Annotated in this window: 20 protein-coding genes; 10 read left to right on the forward strand and 10 right to left on the reverse strand. The window is 42.2% G+C overall.

All coding sequences use genetic code 11. The features are described 5' to 3' along the window. Positions 1–131 precede the first annotated feature (131 nt). From HMPREF3050_RS09105 to HMPREF3050_RS09140, 7 genes are all read right to left on the reverse strand, one after another. The gene (locus HMPREF3050_RS09105; protein ID WP_070774525.1) at positions 132–647 is read right to left on the reverse strand and encodes a hypothetical protein; all 516 of its coding nucleotides are present in this window, start codon (positions 645–647) and stop codon (positions 132–134) included. 175 nt (positions 648–822) lie between these two features. Continuing rightward, a complete protein-coding gene (locus HMPREF3050_RS09110; RefSeq protein ID WP_070774527.1) occupies positions 823–1,293 on the reverse strand; it encodes a hypothetical protein in 471 nt (156 codons plus the stop codon). Further along, entirely contained in the window at positions 1,290–1,538 is a 249-nt protein-coding gene (locus tag HMPREF3050_RS09115; protein WP_070774529.1) for a hypothetical protein, read from the reverse strand. Before HMPREF3050_RS09115 ends, HMPREF3050_RS09110 begins: the two co-directional genes overlap by 4 nt. 854 nt (positions 1,539–2,392) lie before the next feature. Further along, positions 2,393–2,677 (reverse strand): hypothetical protein, encoded by a 285-nt coding sequence (locus HMPREF3050_RS09125; protein ID WP_070774533.1) that lies wholly within the window; start codon positions 2,675–2,677, stop codon positions 2,393–2,395. A gap of 14 nt (positions 2,678–2,691) precedes the next feature. Beyond that, positions 2,692–3,069, reverse strand: coding sequence for a hypothetical protein (locus HMPREF3050_RS09130; RefSeq protein ID WP_141758428.1), 378 nt, complete (start codon positions 3,067–3,069; stop codon positions 2,692–2,694). Positions 3,070–3,074: 5 nt separating this feature from the next. Continuing rightward, positions 3,075–3,371, reverse strand: coding sequence for a hypothetical protein (locus tag HMPREF3050_RS09135; RefSeq protein ID WP_070774538.1), 297 nt, complete (start codon positions 3,369–3,371; stop codon positions 3,075–3,077). A 664-nt stretch (positions 3,372–4,035) separates the two neighbouring features. After that, complete coding sequence (locus tag HMPREF3050_RS09140) at positions 4,036–4,647, reverse strand: helix-turn-helix domain-containing protein (protein WP_009311184.1); 612 nt, start codon at positions 4,645–4,647, stop codon at positions 4,036–4,038. 111 nt (positions 4,648–4,758) lie between these two features. Between HMPREF3050_RS09140 and HMPREF3050_RS09145 the strand changes: the two genes are divergently transcribed. The 4 genes from HMPREF3050_RS09145 (at position 4,759) to HMPREF3050_RS09160 (ending at position 6,932) form a co-directional block, all read left to right on the forward strand. Beyond that, positions 4,759–4,968, forward strand: coding sequence for a helix-turn-helix domain-containing protein (locus HMPREF3050_RS09145; RefSeq protein ID WP_009311183.1), 210 nt, complete (start codon positions 4,759–4,761; stop codon positions 4,966–4,968). 2 nt (positions 4,969–4,970) lie between these two features. Continuing rightward, positions 4,971–5,738: a hypothetical protein gene (locus HMPREF3050_RS09150; protein ID WP_070774540.1), complete on the forward strand. Its 768-nt coding sequence runs from the start codon at positions 4,971–4,973 to the stop codon at positions 5,736–5,738. A 505-nt stretch (positions 5,739–6,243) separates the two neighbouring features. Then, the gene (locus HMPREF3050_RS09155) at positions 6,244–6,531 is read left to right on the forward strand and encodes an AbrB/MazE/SpoVT family DNA-binding domain-containing protein (protein WP_070774543.1); all 288 of its coding nucleotides are present in this window, start codon (positions 6,244–6,246) and stop codon (positions 6,529–6,531) included. Then, complete coding sequence (locus HMPREF3050_RS09160) at positions 6,528–6,932, forward strand: type II toxin-antitoxin system VapC family toxin (RefSeq protein WP_003759582.1); 405 nt, start codon at positions 6,528–6,530, stop codon at positions 6,930–6,932. Before HMPREF3050_RS09155 ends, HMPREF3050_RS09160 begins: the two co-directional genes overlap by 4 nt. Before the next feature lie 45 nt (positions 6,933–6,977). On the opposite strand, the gene HMPREF3050_RS09165 is transcribed toward HMPREF3050_RS09160, so the two are convergent. Then, positions 6,978–7,349, reverse strand: a complete 372-nt coding sequence (locus HMPREF3050_RS09165) for a hypothetical protein (protein WP_070774545.1) — start codon at positions 7,347–7,349, stop codon at positions 6,978–6,980. Positions 7,350–7,992: 643 nt separating this feature from the next. Here HMPREF3050_RS09165 and HMPREF3050_RS09170 point away from each other — a divergent pair. From HMPREF3050_RS09170 to HMPREF3050_RS09185, 4 genes are all read left to right on the forward strand, one after another. Beyond that, a complete protein-coding gene (locus HMPREF3050_RS09170) occupies positions 7,993–8,391 on the forward strand; it encodes a phosphoglycerate kinase (RefSeq protein ID WP_070774547.1) in 399 nt (132 codons plus the stop codon). Between the two features lie 56 nt (positions 8,392–8,447). Then, positions 8,448–9,236, forward strand: coding sequence for an N-6 DNA methylase (locus HMPREF3050_RS09175; RefSeq protein ID WP_070774548.1), 789 nt, complete (start codon positions 8,448–8,450; stop codon positions 9,234–9,236). 17 nt (positions 9,237–9,253) lie between these two features. After that, on the forward strand, positions 9,254–9,808 hold the full coding sequence (locus tag HMPREF3050_RS09180) for a hypothetical protein (RefSeq protein ID WP_070774549.1): 555 nt from the start codon (positions 9,254–9,256) through the stop codon (positions 9,806–9,808). Between the two features lie 367 nt (positions 9,809–10,175). Further along, the gene (locus HMPREF3050_RS09185) at positions 10,176–10,718 is read left to right on the forward strand and encodes a hypothetical protein (RefSeq protein ID WP_094113375.1); all 543 of its coding nucleotides are present in this window, start codon (positions 10,176–10,178) and stop codon (positions 10,716–10,718) included. Between the two features lie 48 nt (positions 10,719–10,766). Here the strand turns inward: HMPREF3050_RS09185 and HMPREF3050_RS09190 are convergent, their stop codons facing one another. Next, positions 10,767–12,017, reverse strand: coding sequence for a Y-family DNA polymerase (locus HMPREF3050_RS09190; RefSeq protein ID WP_070774551.1), 1,251 nt, complete (start codon positions 12,015–12,017; stop codon positions 10,767–10,769). A gap of 1 nt (position 12,018) precedes the next feature. Beyond that, on the reverse strand, positions 12,019–12,600 hold the full coding sequence (umuD, locus tag HMPREF3050_RS09195; RefSeq protein WP_070774553.1) for a LexA family protein: 582 nt from the start codon (positions 12,598–12,600) through the stop codon (positions 12,019–12,021). Positions 12,601–12,913: 313 nt separating this feature from the next. Here umuD and HMPREF3050_RS09200 point away from each other — a divergent pair, with 313 nt between their 5' ends. Beyond that, complete coding sequence (locus tag HMPREF3050_RS09200; RefSeq protein ID WP_070774555.1) at positions 12,914–13,207, forward strand: hypothetical protein; 294 nt, start codon at positions 12,914–12,916, stop codon at positions 13,205–13,207. A 71-nt stretch (positions 13,208–13,278) separates the two neighbouring features. Further along, positions 13,279–13,797: a hypothetical protein gene (locus HMPREF3050_RS09205; protein WP_070774557.1), complete on the forward strand. Its 519-nt coding sequence runs from the start codon at positions 13,279–13,281 to the stop codon at positions 13,795–13,797. The last annotated feature ends 30 nt before the right edge of the window (positions 13,798–13,827 follow it).

The following is a 13,827-nucleotide window of genomic DNA, read 5'->3' on the forward strand; positions in this document are numbered from 1 at the left end:
ATCACACACGGACGGTATCGGAACCGCTCAGTCTTTTTGCTCCGAGCCACTGAGTTGCCCACAGGCGGTCAGTGTTTAATCATGTGTTCGGTGGTCTGTGTTGTTTGCCGATAAACATTTACTTTTCTTCATCATGATTTGAAAACCTGAACCGTACCATCATGATTGTTCCGCGCAACCAAAATCCTATGAAAATGAGGATATTGCTCATAAACAAGCCATACCTCGTCCCAATTTTCGGGTAAAGGCGAAATATTCAGTGTTTTAGAAGATTTGCCATGCTTGATTCCGGGAAGCACCCAACCTGCATCAAATTCCGACGTAATGTTGGTGACGGTTCGTTTTTGAGAAGCAAAATTAATTTTTTCCTGAATTTGGTTGGCAATTTTTACGTCTTCTGCTCTTTCAGCGTAACGACCACAACCAAATATACTTATCGTTGGGATAGAGTCCATAAATTGGTCAAGCTCTTTTTGCAGAAGTACAATTTTTTCCTCAGCAGACTTATCTATACATTCCAAATAATTGGCCTTATCCATATTTGAGAATTGATTCCCAATACTACGTTCACCGCCCAAATTCCAAATCTGCACAAAATTCTCTAGCTTCATTTCTTTTGTGGTTTGAAATGCTTCACTTGGTCTCATTTTTTTTCCTTTACGCTAATTAATAGGTATTTGTCTCAGAAAGGTCAAAGTTAACAAGTCTTTTTCCCATCTCAAGTGCGGTTGCTTTAACACGGCTGTCCGCCCCAAAATCAGCCAATCCTCAACCTTATCATCGCCATCATACTCAGGGCATTGGAAGGTTTTTGAAACGCGATTACAGATCGTATTTCTGCTTCAGTTCAGCCAGTTTCTGTTCGTTTTCCCGTTTTTCTTGTTGGGTGCGCTGTTTTTCTTGGGCGGCCAAAAATACTTTGATGCTTTCCGCAAAGGCTTCAACGGTCAGTCCCGGGTTTTCCTGTTTGAGCAGATTATATTCACGAATATATCCGCTTCGATGCAAGTTGATGTCATGCTGAATTTTTTCTCCTGGGAAATAGTCTCGTTTTATTCCAATGCAGATCATAGAAAAAATAATTGCCATATAAATAAAGAAAATGGGAAAGGTAAGTGGTTTTAATTTGTCTATGTAGGGAGGAATAACGCCCACCAGTGGTGCTCCAACGACAAAAGCAAGACCAATCAGCCTAAGCATCCTTGTCTGTTTTTCATACGGATATTCCGTACCCAAACAGGTGTAGTAAGCCAGTTCATCAAACAGCCTTTTTTCACGACGGTTAAACTTCATGACTTACCTTCCTCTTGACCGAACGTACATAAACCGTCGAACTTGCCTATATAAATGATGGAATCATTTTCATTAATTTGCTTACTAATGATTAGCAGTTCTAATTTTCTATTAAATTTTCTATTATATGAAAGTGCAGTTCCATACAGCTTCAATTGCACTTCATCTAACTCTGATAACCGTTTTCCATTCAGCTCTAGAATTCGATCTCTCAATTCTTCCATTTTTCCTTCATCTAAACGCATATCAATAACTCCTTCTAGTTATTAATCATCTAATGCCCACATCCAAACAAGTGCCATAAAACTCCCGATAATAAATGGACTGGCTTTAAGATAATTTATCAGATTGGCCGTATATATTAATTTAATTATTATTGCTGAAAGCATCATACCAACTATTATTACAAGAACTTTCGCATACATCGGAGTCTTCTTTTAAATTAATTTGAAATGCAGGGCTTCCACCTGCTCCCCGACCTATTGCCGGTAGTCAGCCTTATCAGGGCATCGCTCAAAACGGCAAAGCGCGATAACTGCCATGCCGCCGATTTTTACCCTCCCGCTACTGCTCACTGATTCACGGGCAAAGTGCTTGTTCACACAACATCACACACGGACGGTATCGGAACCGCTCAGTCTACCTTTCTCTCGAGCCGCTGAGTTGCCCGCCGCCTATGGTGTAGCTAGGCGGTAGAAATGGTGGTCTGAAACTTCTAACGACCTGAAATTAACCTTGCTTATTTTGTTATCAATTAAAATTACATTTCTTGTTTATCGCAGACAAACATAATACTCTTTATGTTGTTATGGGTAACAGTGATCCCCTCTGTACATCTTTGAACATTGAGCTTTTGGATGGCTGTTCCACTGACAGCCATATATTGGTATGGATTAAAAATCGTGATAAAGAAGAATATTCCCGTATATACGATGCCGGAGACAAAGATGATGATTTTAATTAAGAGTACATTTTTATAATTGACGGCATAGAGAGTTACAACACTGAAAATGGTAATTAAAAAAAAACAAAAACCCACCACCATACGGAAGGAAATCCATAATCATCAAATAACCAATTAAGAATAAAAGACATCGTTTTATCTTTCTTGAATAAATTCCGAAAACAGCTCCTTAAATTGCTTCGCTATCTCAGCAATATCAAAACCTGCTTCTGATTCAAATTGTCCTTTCGTTAAATACAATTCAAATTGTTCTTGATATTTCTTGGCAATATCTGCTTCAGCGTAACAGATTTCAGGGTCATCATGACGAGGAAAATCAAACTCAGGCTTAGGGATAATGTAAGAACCAGCTCGCAATTCTAAAAACTCACAAATATCCTCAGCCAAGTTCATTAAGATACATATTTCAATATCTTTCATAATTTTCCTCTGCGCTACATTCCTAAGGATTCGATTCCTTCCTTAAATTTCTGTTCCTGATCATTGTCTTTGCAATTAGTCATAATTTCCCTAATATTTTCAAGATTTACGGTTTTCCAGGCAGTGCATCTTTTCAAATTAGCCTTTTGAATTGGCGTTCCACTTGCAGAAATATTTTCATAAGGATTTACTAACATGGACGAGACAATTAGACACATGAACATGAAAAATACGATACCGAAAATATTTTTTGGTAATTGTTTGGCCTTTTCATCTAATAAGAAAAGAAAAAAAACAACTCCAGAAATCAACAACATAAACAAACAGAATACCCGCATACCAACAGAAGTTAATCCATAATCATCAAAGAAAAACCTAAGAATTAAAGCCACTATTCTCAACCCTCCTGAAAAAATCCCGCAAACCTACCCTCAAACTCCGCGGCAACCTCATCAATATCGTCAAAATCGCTATCTTTCCAAAGATCACTATCATTCAGAAACCACTCGAATTTCCACCAATATTCATTTGCGATACGCGATGCAATGAATGCGTCATCGTGATTCTCACGGTTCAGATGAAAAATTTCCTGTCCTGATCGCACATAAACCGACGATTTGTTTTCAAAATGATCACTGATTTCTGCTGCTTTGATTTGCAGGGCTTTAATTTCATCCTTTGTCATATTTGTCATAACTTCACCTTTGAACTATAATAATAAACTATCTGAAATAATAAACTTTATTATTATTTCGGATGAACCCAAACGGAAACCCACTTGTGCAAGAAGTGGGCTTGGATTTGGATACATGTTTAAAGACGGGTAGAGCCGTCAAAACATTTGGGCCTATGCCCTATCGGATTTATCCGATAAATCCCCGCTCACGGCGGGCGAAAAGAAAAACCAAAATGTATTTTGCAGCTTGTCCGCAGATTATCGCTGCTGCATCGGGATTACGTCCTGATTAAAAAATACGTCCAACTTGCCGCCTGTTACCGGACCCTCTCATCAGGCTACCCGGATGCGCGGCATTTTTTTTTGGCAGGTTGAAAGCTGCCAGCAACCGTTGGTTCTTACCCAAAGGCTCGATCGCCTTTTTTACGCCTGTTATTTTCGAGGTTTATACTCCGAAAAAACTCCGAAGGCCGGTTGCTTCGTTCCAAACTGTTAAAGAGCTTTGATACGCAAATATTAGCAAACTAATTGAAATAAGTAAATAGTTTGCTAATATTTTAGTGTAAAATTTTATTAGCGTGGTAATTTATCGTTACAAAAAAAGTCGCCTTAAATTATTAGGCGACCTGGAAATAGTTGAATTAGATAGTAATTTATACCATTATTTCATATTATTTATATTTTATAAATTAAAGGAGTTAAGCCCACCACGCCAAATAACTCTACCAAGAATTTCATCTGACTCAATTGCATCCACATCTGAGAAACGTGTTTTGTCCAAATTGTCACAGCGATATATCCATTTCTGGGTTGAATCAAGAATTGTTCTTCGAATGAAGATTAAACCAGAACTTCGTTTTATAACGAACACCCCATTTTCATGTTTGACTTTGTCTAGCCGAGAAAACGCCACATCATCAAAAATACTGATTGTTGGTGACATACTTTCATCTTTACATCGAATGAAATCTACATAATCAACATCAAATCCTTGAGCTTTTAAAAATTCCTTTTTGAGTGCAACAGCACTTATTTCAGAAGTAATATAAGATTCTGAAGTTTCGATATTTTCCGGCTTTTGGAATACTGAAGGAGGATTTTTCCCATAAAGTAGCCATTCAGGAGAAACATTTAATGCCGAAGCCAGTTCAACGATCTTAGCTGAACTTTGATTTCGTCCACTCTCTAATTGACCAATTGTTCCTTGGCTTACATTTGCTCTTTTCGCTAACGCAGACTGACTGAGCTCTAGGTTCAATCTCGCAATACGGATACGATCTCCAATGTGTTCCATAGTCTTTGCGCTCTATTTAAAACAAACAGTCTATGGTTTTGTTCAATTAGTTTGGTTATTGAACTAAATTAGCTTTCTAATTAGAATGTGGATTGTATGGAAAGGAACATTATGGATTGGACAAAAATCATTCAAGAAATTCAAGATGCAGGTTATTCCCAAAGACAAATAGCAGAGATTTGTGGATGTTCACAAGGTTTTATTTCTCAAGTGAAGAATAACTATTACCGTACTCAAAATAGCAAAAGTAAAAAGGCTATTTCATTTGAGGTGGGAACTGCACTTTTGAAATTGCACAAAAGCGTGCAAACCGCAAAATAATCATGTTTATCTCCGACATCCGCCATCACATTACAACGGACTTCGTGGTTTACCGCGAGTTCGGGCTTTTGTGCGGCTCCAATATTCAGGCAGCGACGTTATTGTCGGGGCTGTTTTGGTGGAGCGATGTGGCTGACAAGGAGCCGAAACGTCAGGGCTGGATATACAAGACAGCCGCCCAGTTGTTCGCTGAATTTGGACTGACGCGACGTGGGTACGAAAAGGCGCGGAAATTTTTATTGGGCAAAGGTGTGATCCAATGCCGACGCGCAGGCGTACACGGCAGAATGCACTGGCAGCTCAACAAAGAGCGTTTATTGGAGCTTTGCTATCTAGTTAAAGGCGAGCCGTTACCGCAGTTTGACAGCCGCTACCATCTCGACATCAACAATTTTAGGCTTGAGAAGTGGATCAACCTCACACTTTGGAATGACTTTTTGAAGATGCGCGCTGAAAAAGGCAAGCCCCTCAATATCAAGCAGAAAAAAATCCTGCTCAACCAGCTCAAAGACCTCAAAAATAGAAATTTCGACCTCGAAGCCGCCATGCGGAAAGCTATTCTGAACGGCTGGGCAGGCTTCTACACCTTTGACCGTTCCTCCAACATCCCTGCGCCGCCGACGTCCGAGGCGGCCACGCGCAAAGCTAGGGCGGAATACGAGGCGCAAATCAAACAATCCGCCGACCCGCCACCCGATACAGGCAGACAGCGGAATCCCGACAATTCAGCCCGCCAAAATCTCAAAAACCTCTTTAGGAAAAAACAGTAATCATCAGGCTGTTGGCACCGCCACGCCCAAACGCTGCTCCGGCAGCTTTTTTTGTGCCATTTGAAGCCGGAAAGGGCGTCTGAAAGGCGGTTTTGCCTGTTTTTCGGCGCAGATTGGGAGATGCCCACCTGTTTTCCGTACCGTATTCCTATTTTTACCCAAATCAGATGATAAAAATCCGCTTTTTTTGCTGAAATAAGTAATTGAAAATACTGTGTTTGTACATTTTGAACAAAGAACATTGGCTTTTGAGGACAGAGAACTTTGTCCGTATAGGACGGCCTTTATACAAAGACCACGATCACAGATCACTATCAAAAAATATTACAGGCGGCCGCCTGATTGTTTTTTGTGCAATTTATTATCTATGTAGATGGATATTAGCGTTTGATAGGATATTGGGTGTTTTTGAGGGAGGGATATGTACAGGTTTTGTGGATAAATGGGTTGAGACGAGACAAAAAGTAAGGTAAAGTTACCTTACTTTGTTTGATGGAGATTTATCATGGGAACGGCTTTGAGATTAACCGCTAAAAATCAGGTTACGCTGAAAAAAGAGTTTTTGCTGCATTTGGGCATTACTGCCGGAGACAGAATCCATGTCAGCAAACTGCCTAACGGCGAGCTGCGGATACGGGCAGAAAAAAAGAAAACTGTTTCTCACAAATCATTTAGGGATTTCGCCGGTTGTTTAGGCAATCCGCATGATGTCCATCTATCCATTGACGAGCTGAAAGAAGCTATTGCCGATGCTGGGGCAGCGGCAGGTTCTGAAGGATTGAAACTCAAATGAGGCAGATTGCTATTGATACCAATGTTTTGGTACGGTTGTTCGTTGATGACGATTTGGTACAAAGAGATAAGGCATTGGAATTACTGGAAAGTGCTGATAGTGTGATTGTGCCAACCACGGTATTTTTGGAATGCGTATGGGTTTTGACCCGTAGTTATAAAATGGAAAAAAACCTTGTTTTGCAACAACTTCGCAGTTTTTCCGAATCTATCCCCAATTTGGTTATTCAGGAGGACGAGCTGGGAGCGGGATTTGCCATTATGGAAGACAATGGCGACTTTGCCGACGGAGTCAACGAGTTTTTGGGACGCATGATGGGAGCGTCGTGTTTCGTTACTTTTGACCGTAAGGCAGCAGTTTTGCTTGAAAGTAAGGGCTTGGTAGTCGAGCAGATTAAATAATTCGTTATTGTTGGTACAGCCGTCTGAGTGAATCAGACGGCTTTTTCATTTGTATGCCTCTGGATCAATATTGCTCTGCCAGTTAAACTTGCCTTTGCCTGCTGTTTCAGATGAGCCATTTGCCGGTATTTGCGATTCATTTTTTTGCAAATGATTTTGTAGTTGCGGAGCTTTTTGTACCTCCACTTTGCTGTTTACCGGTTTATGGATTGTTTCTAATTTTGAACGTGTTTTGATAAACCAGTTAATTGTCGTCAATCCAACTTTGAGACCGTTTTCCATCAAAAACTGTTGAATCTGCTTTTGAGAAAAGCCTTTTTGCTTAAGCAACAGGATGTCTGTTTTGAACGGCTCTAATTTAGAACGTCGTCCTTTTTCTTCCTGCTCAGTTATAAATTCTTCTACCGAAATACCCATATCTAATTCCAATCTAAAATCAAGCTATCTAAATCTAATAATTTCTATTGATAAACTAATAAAATCTAATACTAAACTAATAAATCCATTTAATCAATCTAAAAATTAATCTATTTTAAATCTATTTAAATCTATTAATAGCCCATACTTATCTAAATATTATCTAATTTCAATCTATTTCAATCTAATAAATATCTAATAACTGAACTAATTCTTTCCAATCGGCGCGTATCTACCCTTCAAAAAGGGAAGATTTCATAAGTACACACTAAATTTAACTACAACGCAGGATAGGCAACGAGTGCCAAAAAACGCCCTAAAGCGTTTTTTCAATTCCGCCCAAAAGGGCGGAAACGCCGCAAAGCGGCTGAAGGTTTGAAACAACCATCGGGGGCAGCGGCCGCCGTGTTGTTGGTTGATGTCTAAATTTCAAAGCGCAAAAAGTCCAGACCAAGACAAGTGTCTTTGCACGGCTTCTACCTTTTCCACCACGCCGCAGAGGGCGCACCGGACAAAGATAAAAGCCGCACAAAGCCAGTCTGGACTTTTTGCGCTTTGAAATTTTTTACGACATCACAACACGGCGGCCGCTGCCCCCGATGGTTGTTTATTTATGAATGAACATTTATGAAAGGATTATCAAATGGGACTTGATATGTACGGCTACACCATGAATGCCAAGTTTGTCGGCGACCGTCAAACCGATGTGAATGTGAGTGAAGATGAACGCGATGAAGCAGAACTGAATCAATTTGCGTACTGGCGGAAATTTAACCATCTGCATGGCTGGATGGAAAAACTATATCGGCAAAAAGGCGGCAAAGCCGATGTATTTAATTGTTGCACTGTACGCCTAGAACTTGAAGATTTAGAACGGCTGGAGGCTGATTTAAATGATGAAAAACTAGAACACACGCCGGGCTTTTTCTTTGGAGATTCGCAAATCTATCCCGAAGACATTACAGAAACCAAAACCTTTATAGCGAATGCGCGCTTAGCGATAGCTGAGGGGCGAGCAGTTTTCTATGACAGTTGGTGGTAATGGCATTTAAACGGTTTCAGGCGGCAAAGGTCGTCTGAAACCTTCGGGAGCAAAAAATGGATAACACGGTTAAAGAGCTGAAAAAACTCATTTATTCATTCGGTGCGACATATAAACCGTCTGATGTTTTTCGTGATTTCGTAGAGCTGGCAGCCCTTGCGATTTTTAATAGTTATATGCGGGATGATGATTGGGAAATACGCGAGGAGCGATACCACACTATTCGCCGAGAATATAAAGAAGAGGCTTTTAAAATTTTTCCTGAGCTGTTGGGCGTTTTGGCAGCGGGCTGCATTAGAGCGGTGAACGTCGGAAGCTACGAAGATTTTTTGGGTGAGCTTTATATGGACTTGGGCGCGTCAAACGAGCGTAATGGGCAGTATTTTACGCCTATGTCAGTGTCAAGAGTGATGGCGAAACTGGTAGGAATCGACACGGCGGAGAAACTGGAGAAACAAAGATTTGTTTCTTTGCTTGAGCCATGTTGCGGCAGCGGTGCGAATCTGCTTGCCTTTGCGGAACATATCGCCGATAGCGGAAAAGTTCCGACTTTACATATGGCAGCGGTTGCGGTTGATATAGATGTTTTGTGTGTGTGGATGTGTTTTGTGCAATGCCATTTTTACGGTATCCCCGCAAAAATCATACATGGAGACAGTTTAAAAAACGAATTTCATACGGCATGGCGGACGGTGCATTGGTTGCGTGGAGGTTTTGAAGACGATATGAAAGCCGAAATTGAAGCAGACAAAAAAGCCGCTTTTGATGCAAAACAGAACAGCCAAGACGAAACGAAGATAACCGCCCCTTTATTGACATTGGAAGAACAGTTGGTTTTGTTTTGAAGAAAGGTAGAAGAGTGATGATTCAAGATGTGAAAGAAGTGAATATGATAGATAGAATTTTAAATGAAATTTCGGCGTTAAGCCCGAAGGAAATCCGAGAAATTTTTATGCAGATGTGGCGGCATATAGATTCACTGAATGACGGCTTGACGGCTGACGATTGTGTCGAACTTTTTGCAACCGCTTTAAAAGGCAGTTCAGATTTGACCTATGATTTGCTGAAAGACACCTGTCATGATTACAGTGTTGGAACAATGACAGAAACATTTGCATTATTGCCGCGTGAAACGTATGACAAAATGTTTTCTGAATGCCTTAAAGGTAAAATTCCCGCTGAAACGCGACTGGATACCGAAGCCCTAATTAAGTTTTTGATGTTGGATAATGTTTCTGAAATTGAAGTGAGCATTAGAAAAGGTTGCATAAGGGCAACACATTTTATAGGTTCTGACAAAAAATTTATCTATGATACAGGGGTTGACGATGAAAATATTCAATGGAAAATTGAAGATTTTAAGGCTAATTACCCGCATACATGGTGGACGGTAGAGCAGGTTATTTACAACGACTAAGATATAGAGGTCGTCTGAAACGGCGATTTCAGACGACCTTTATATGCCGAAGGGAACTTAACGGAAAAAAACGCCCGCCGCAGCCCCGTTACCGCCTCTCAAGGTTCGGCAGAAACGTCCCCACGCCCCCAAGAGAAAAACAGACTTAGGCAACTTTTCCGGCACCTTCGGCAGCCTGCAAAATTGCCACGCCTATTTTTCTCTTGCCCCCTACGGCGGGCTTTTTTATTTATGAAAAATTATTACTATTCAATCTAGTAGCTGACAGCTCTTAAACTGGAGCTATTTAGACAAAATATCTGCCTTTGTCGATTTTGAGTGGTGTTTGACGTGGGCAGGGATGGAAAATAACACATAAGGAAAACTAATGCTTTTACTAAGGCGTGAACACATTGGTCGCTTGTTTGATATGTTGATAGCAAACCGCAGGTTTGATACTCCATTTAAAATTACGGAGTACGATGGTGGGATGAATTTTTTGGGTACGTTTGGCGAAGTCCCGGTACACGAGCTTGGAAACCGATCAGCGACATTGTGCTTTGAATGGAAAGGGGAGATTTCTGAACCACGAGATACCCATGATATTGCGGGGATGAAGCCAAACATTCTTTATGACTTTAACGGGTCAGGACGGCACTTTGATAACCCTGATCCACGTTACCTGCTTCCTGTGGGTTCAAAAGGGTTGATTCTGAAGCATATCGTGATTAATGACGAAGACGAGCTTTTGAGGATTTGGTGTAACCGACGAAATATTTATTTTTACCGATACCGGCTATTGAAAGCCATCCCAATTGTGCGGAACATTTTATTGCATAAGGCATGGCAGGAAATTTATCGGATAAATGAAATATGCCGTAACACTTCATTCGAAATTGCCATATGCCACCGCCCAATGGAGGGGGACTAAACATCCAACCAATCTTTAATTTCATAAGGTTATGGGGATAATCCTCGGTCAAACTATGGGTAAATCAACAAAACGTGTGGTATAGCACTGGCTCAACCTATCTCTGTTCATTTTCCATTCATCCGCAAGCAGTTCTGATGCAAGTTTCAGACGGCCTCTACCGTACCGACGATTGATTTTATCCCATGCCTCCATGACCGGATTGGTACTTTCGGGCTGCCAAAGGTCAGCCTGTACCTGTCCGGCTGGTTTCAGCCCACCCAATTCAATCCCGCATTTTTTATAGAGGTAGCCGCTTCGATAAATATTCCCCAACAAATTTTGCGCCTCGCGGTTCAGAATGATGGTATCGGCTGTCGGCACGGCCAAATTACGGCTCAGGCTCTTATGGTATTGAGGGGCTTTTTCCCGGAAAAAATCCGTGTGTAGGAATACGGTAACGGCAGAAGCCGCCAGTCCGTCACGACGCAAGGCTTCCGCCCCCGAGCTGATGTGATGCGTAATCGCCGCCTGCAACGCCTCCGGTGTCTCGATACACGTTCCAAAACTGCGGCTGCGGACAAGATTCTGCCTTGTTTGCGGTTCGGGGTGCAAACCATCACAGACAATACCCTGCATTTCACGCTGCGTCCGTTCGACCGTAACGCCGTATCGCCGGCGTAGGGTAGCGGTATCTGCACGAACGAAGTCCAATGCGGTATAAATTCCTTGCGCCGCCAGTTTGGCCGCTGTTCTACCCCCAATTCCCCAAATCTCATCAACACCCCGGCTGCGCAGGGCGCGAAGGCGGACAGCCTCATTCCAATTTGACCAAACCACCACTCCCCCAAAGTGATCGGGATAACGTTTGGCAAGATGATTGCAAAACTTGGCCAGCGTCTTGGTCGGTGCGATGCCGACACAGGTCGGGATACCGACCCACTGCAATACGCGATGTCTGATTTGGCCGCCGAGTTCGGCGAGGTTTTCGATACCGTCCATACTGGCGAAACATTCGTCAATTGAATAGACTTCAACCGCAGGGACACAACCGGCGATGGTTTCCATCATCCTACGGGACAGGTCGGCATAGAGTTCGTAGTTGCTGGAAAAGGCTTTCAGACGGCCTTGTGTTACTAAATGCCTTACTTTGAAATACGGCTCGCCCATCTTGATGCCGAGTGCCTTTGCTTCGGCAGAGCGGGCGACCACACAACCGTCGTTGTTTGACAGGACGACGATAGGGACGTTCTTCAAGTCCGGCCGGAATACCCGCTCACAAGAACAGTAAAAGCTGTTGCCGTCTATCAGAGCGTACATGTCAGCCCCCCTGACGCACGTCTTTGATGACGAAAGTCACGACCCCTACAACCGACCATGTATCTCCATCGGTCGGTACAAAATCAGGGTACTCGCCGGAAGCATTTTCAGAGTGCAGCTCTGGCTTACGACCGGGAACTTTGTATAGCCGTTTGATCGTAAACTCGTTACCTAAATCCGCCATCACAATATCACCGTGCTTCGGTGTTTTAGAGCGGTCAATGATCATAATATCGTCTTTACCGATACCCGCATCAAGCATGGAATATCCGCCGGAACGTGCGGCGAAGGTGGCAGACGGGTTTGTGATAAGGTACTCGTTAAAATCGAGATAGTCAGCAACATACGGCTCCGCAGGTGACGGAAATCCGGCCGGTACTTTTTCTAAGGCAACCGGAACCTTCAGATTTGTCCGACTTATTGGAATCAGACTGTCCGGTGGCAGGGCAGAAGAGGCAATCATGGCATCAACAGCGGGTATTAAAGAAACAGGAATACGCTTTACTGTCGTCGCTTCACCGTTCTTGCTTTTTCGCCCAGCTCCTTCCCTACGCCCACCACGTTTTTTAGGCAATTCGACCATATATTTCCCTTATTTGATTTTGTAACAAAATCATTTTACCCCAAAATAGAGTTCATTTGAAATTACATTCTCCTTAGTTAAACATTCTTAATAAAGACCAGTTTGTCAACGTAACACTGAGGGAGGCTCACACAATAAACAAAGGTATAGCCTGAAATCTGATGATCTTATTAAAATTTGAAAAATCAACATAATAGATATTGCATTACCGCGAAAATCGCGGTAATATACACACATGGACAGACAGCAATGTCTGCCACCCCACCGAATCGGGGCGAGGTTCGGACTTATTAACCAAGTAAAGGATTAAAAAATGTCAAACTTAGTATTCAAAACAAAAAAAGAAGCCGTTGAATTTTTGAGAAATATCGAACATTTGGAAGAAATGTCAAACGGCAACTTTTATCCTAAAGGCACTTATTACCTTGCCCACGGCGAATATAGCCAACCCGAATTTAAAGCTGTCAAATATAAAGACGGCTGGGGAATCAAAAAAATCCACTTTTACTATCCTAATACATTTCACACCCCGAAAGACGGGCGCTGCATTGCGATCAGCGACTGGGACGGCAGCACTGATTTAGTTCTGCAAGATTCTTTTTATTGATTAATCCGCCACCCTTTGGGGTGGCAGCCCATACCGACGGGCAGTGTCGGCAAACCAACAGGAGCGAAAAAATGAAAGCAACATTAACCATCGAAAAACGCGGCGAAGGCTATATTTATGACCTGTTTTCAGACCAAGCAACTAAACGCGGAGTTAAGTGTGGGTTAACCCCGCTTGCAGCCGCAACAGAAGCAACAAAGATTTTAGCCAATCTAGCTACATCAACAGGTGCGGCCATAGTAGCACCACCGGAGGTATTAGCACACATCCCCCCCCACCTAACAGGAGATACCGAGCCAACCGATAAGGCTAAACGAATTAAAGCCCTTGAAATTATGGCGGATTTGCTGATTGTCATTTACGGTGAAAAGGCAAAAATACCATCAAATGTAGAAAGATACGCAATATACAACCCTATGCAGGCAATTGGGCTGATAGTACAACGACGCGAGTTTCCAACCAACAGCAAAAAAGTGGCCGAGCTTATGGACAAAATCGACAACCCTGATGATTTTAATTTTGCACGCCCCGCAAACCTAGAGGAGCAAGCGGCATTTGATTTAAGATTATATAAATCACCATATAAATAATAAAAATCGGTTGAAACTACTAAGTTTCAA

Origin of the sequence: Neisseria sp. HMSC065D04, assembly GCF_001815675.1 — a bacterium.
Taxonomy (GTDB): domain Bacteria; phylum Pseudomonadota; class Gammaproteobacteria; order Burkholderiales; family Neisseriaceae; genus Neisseria.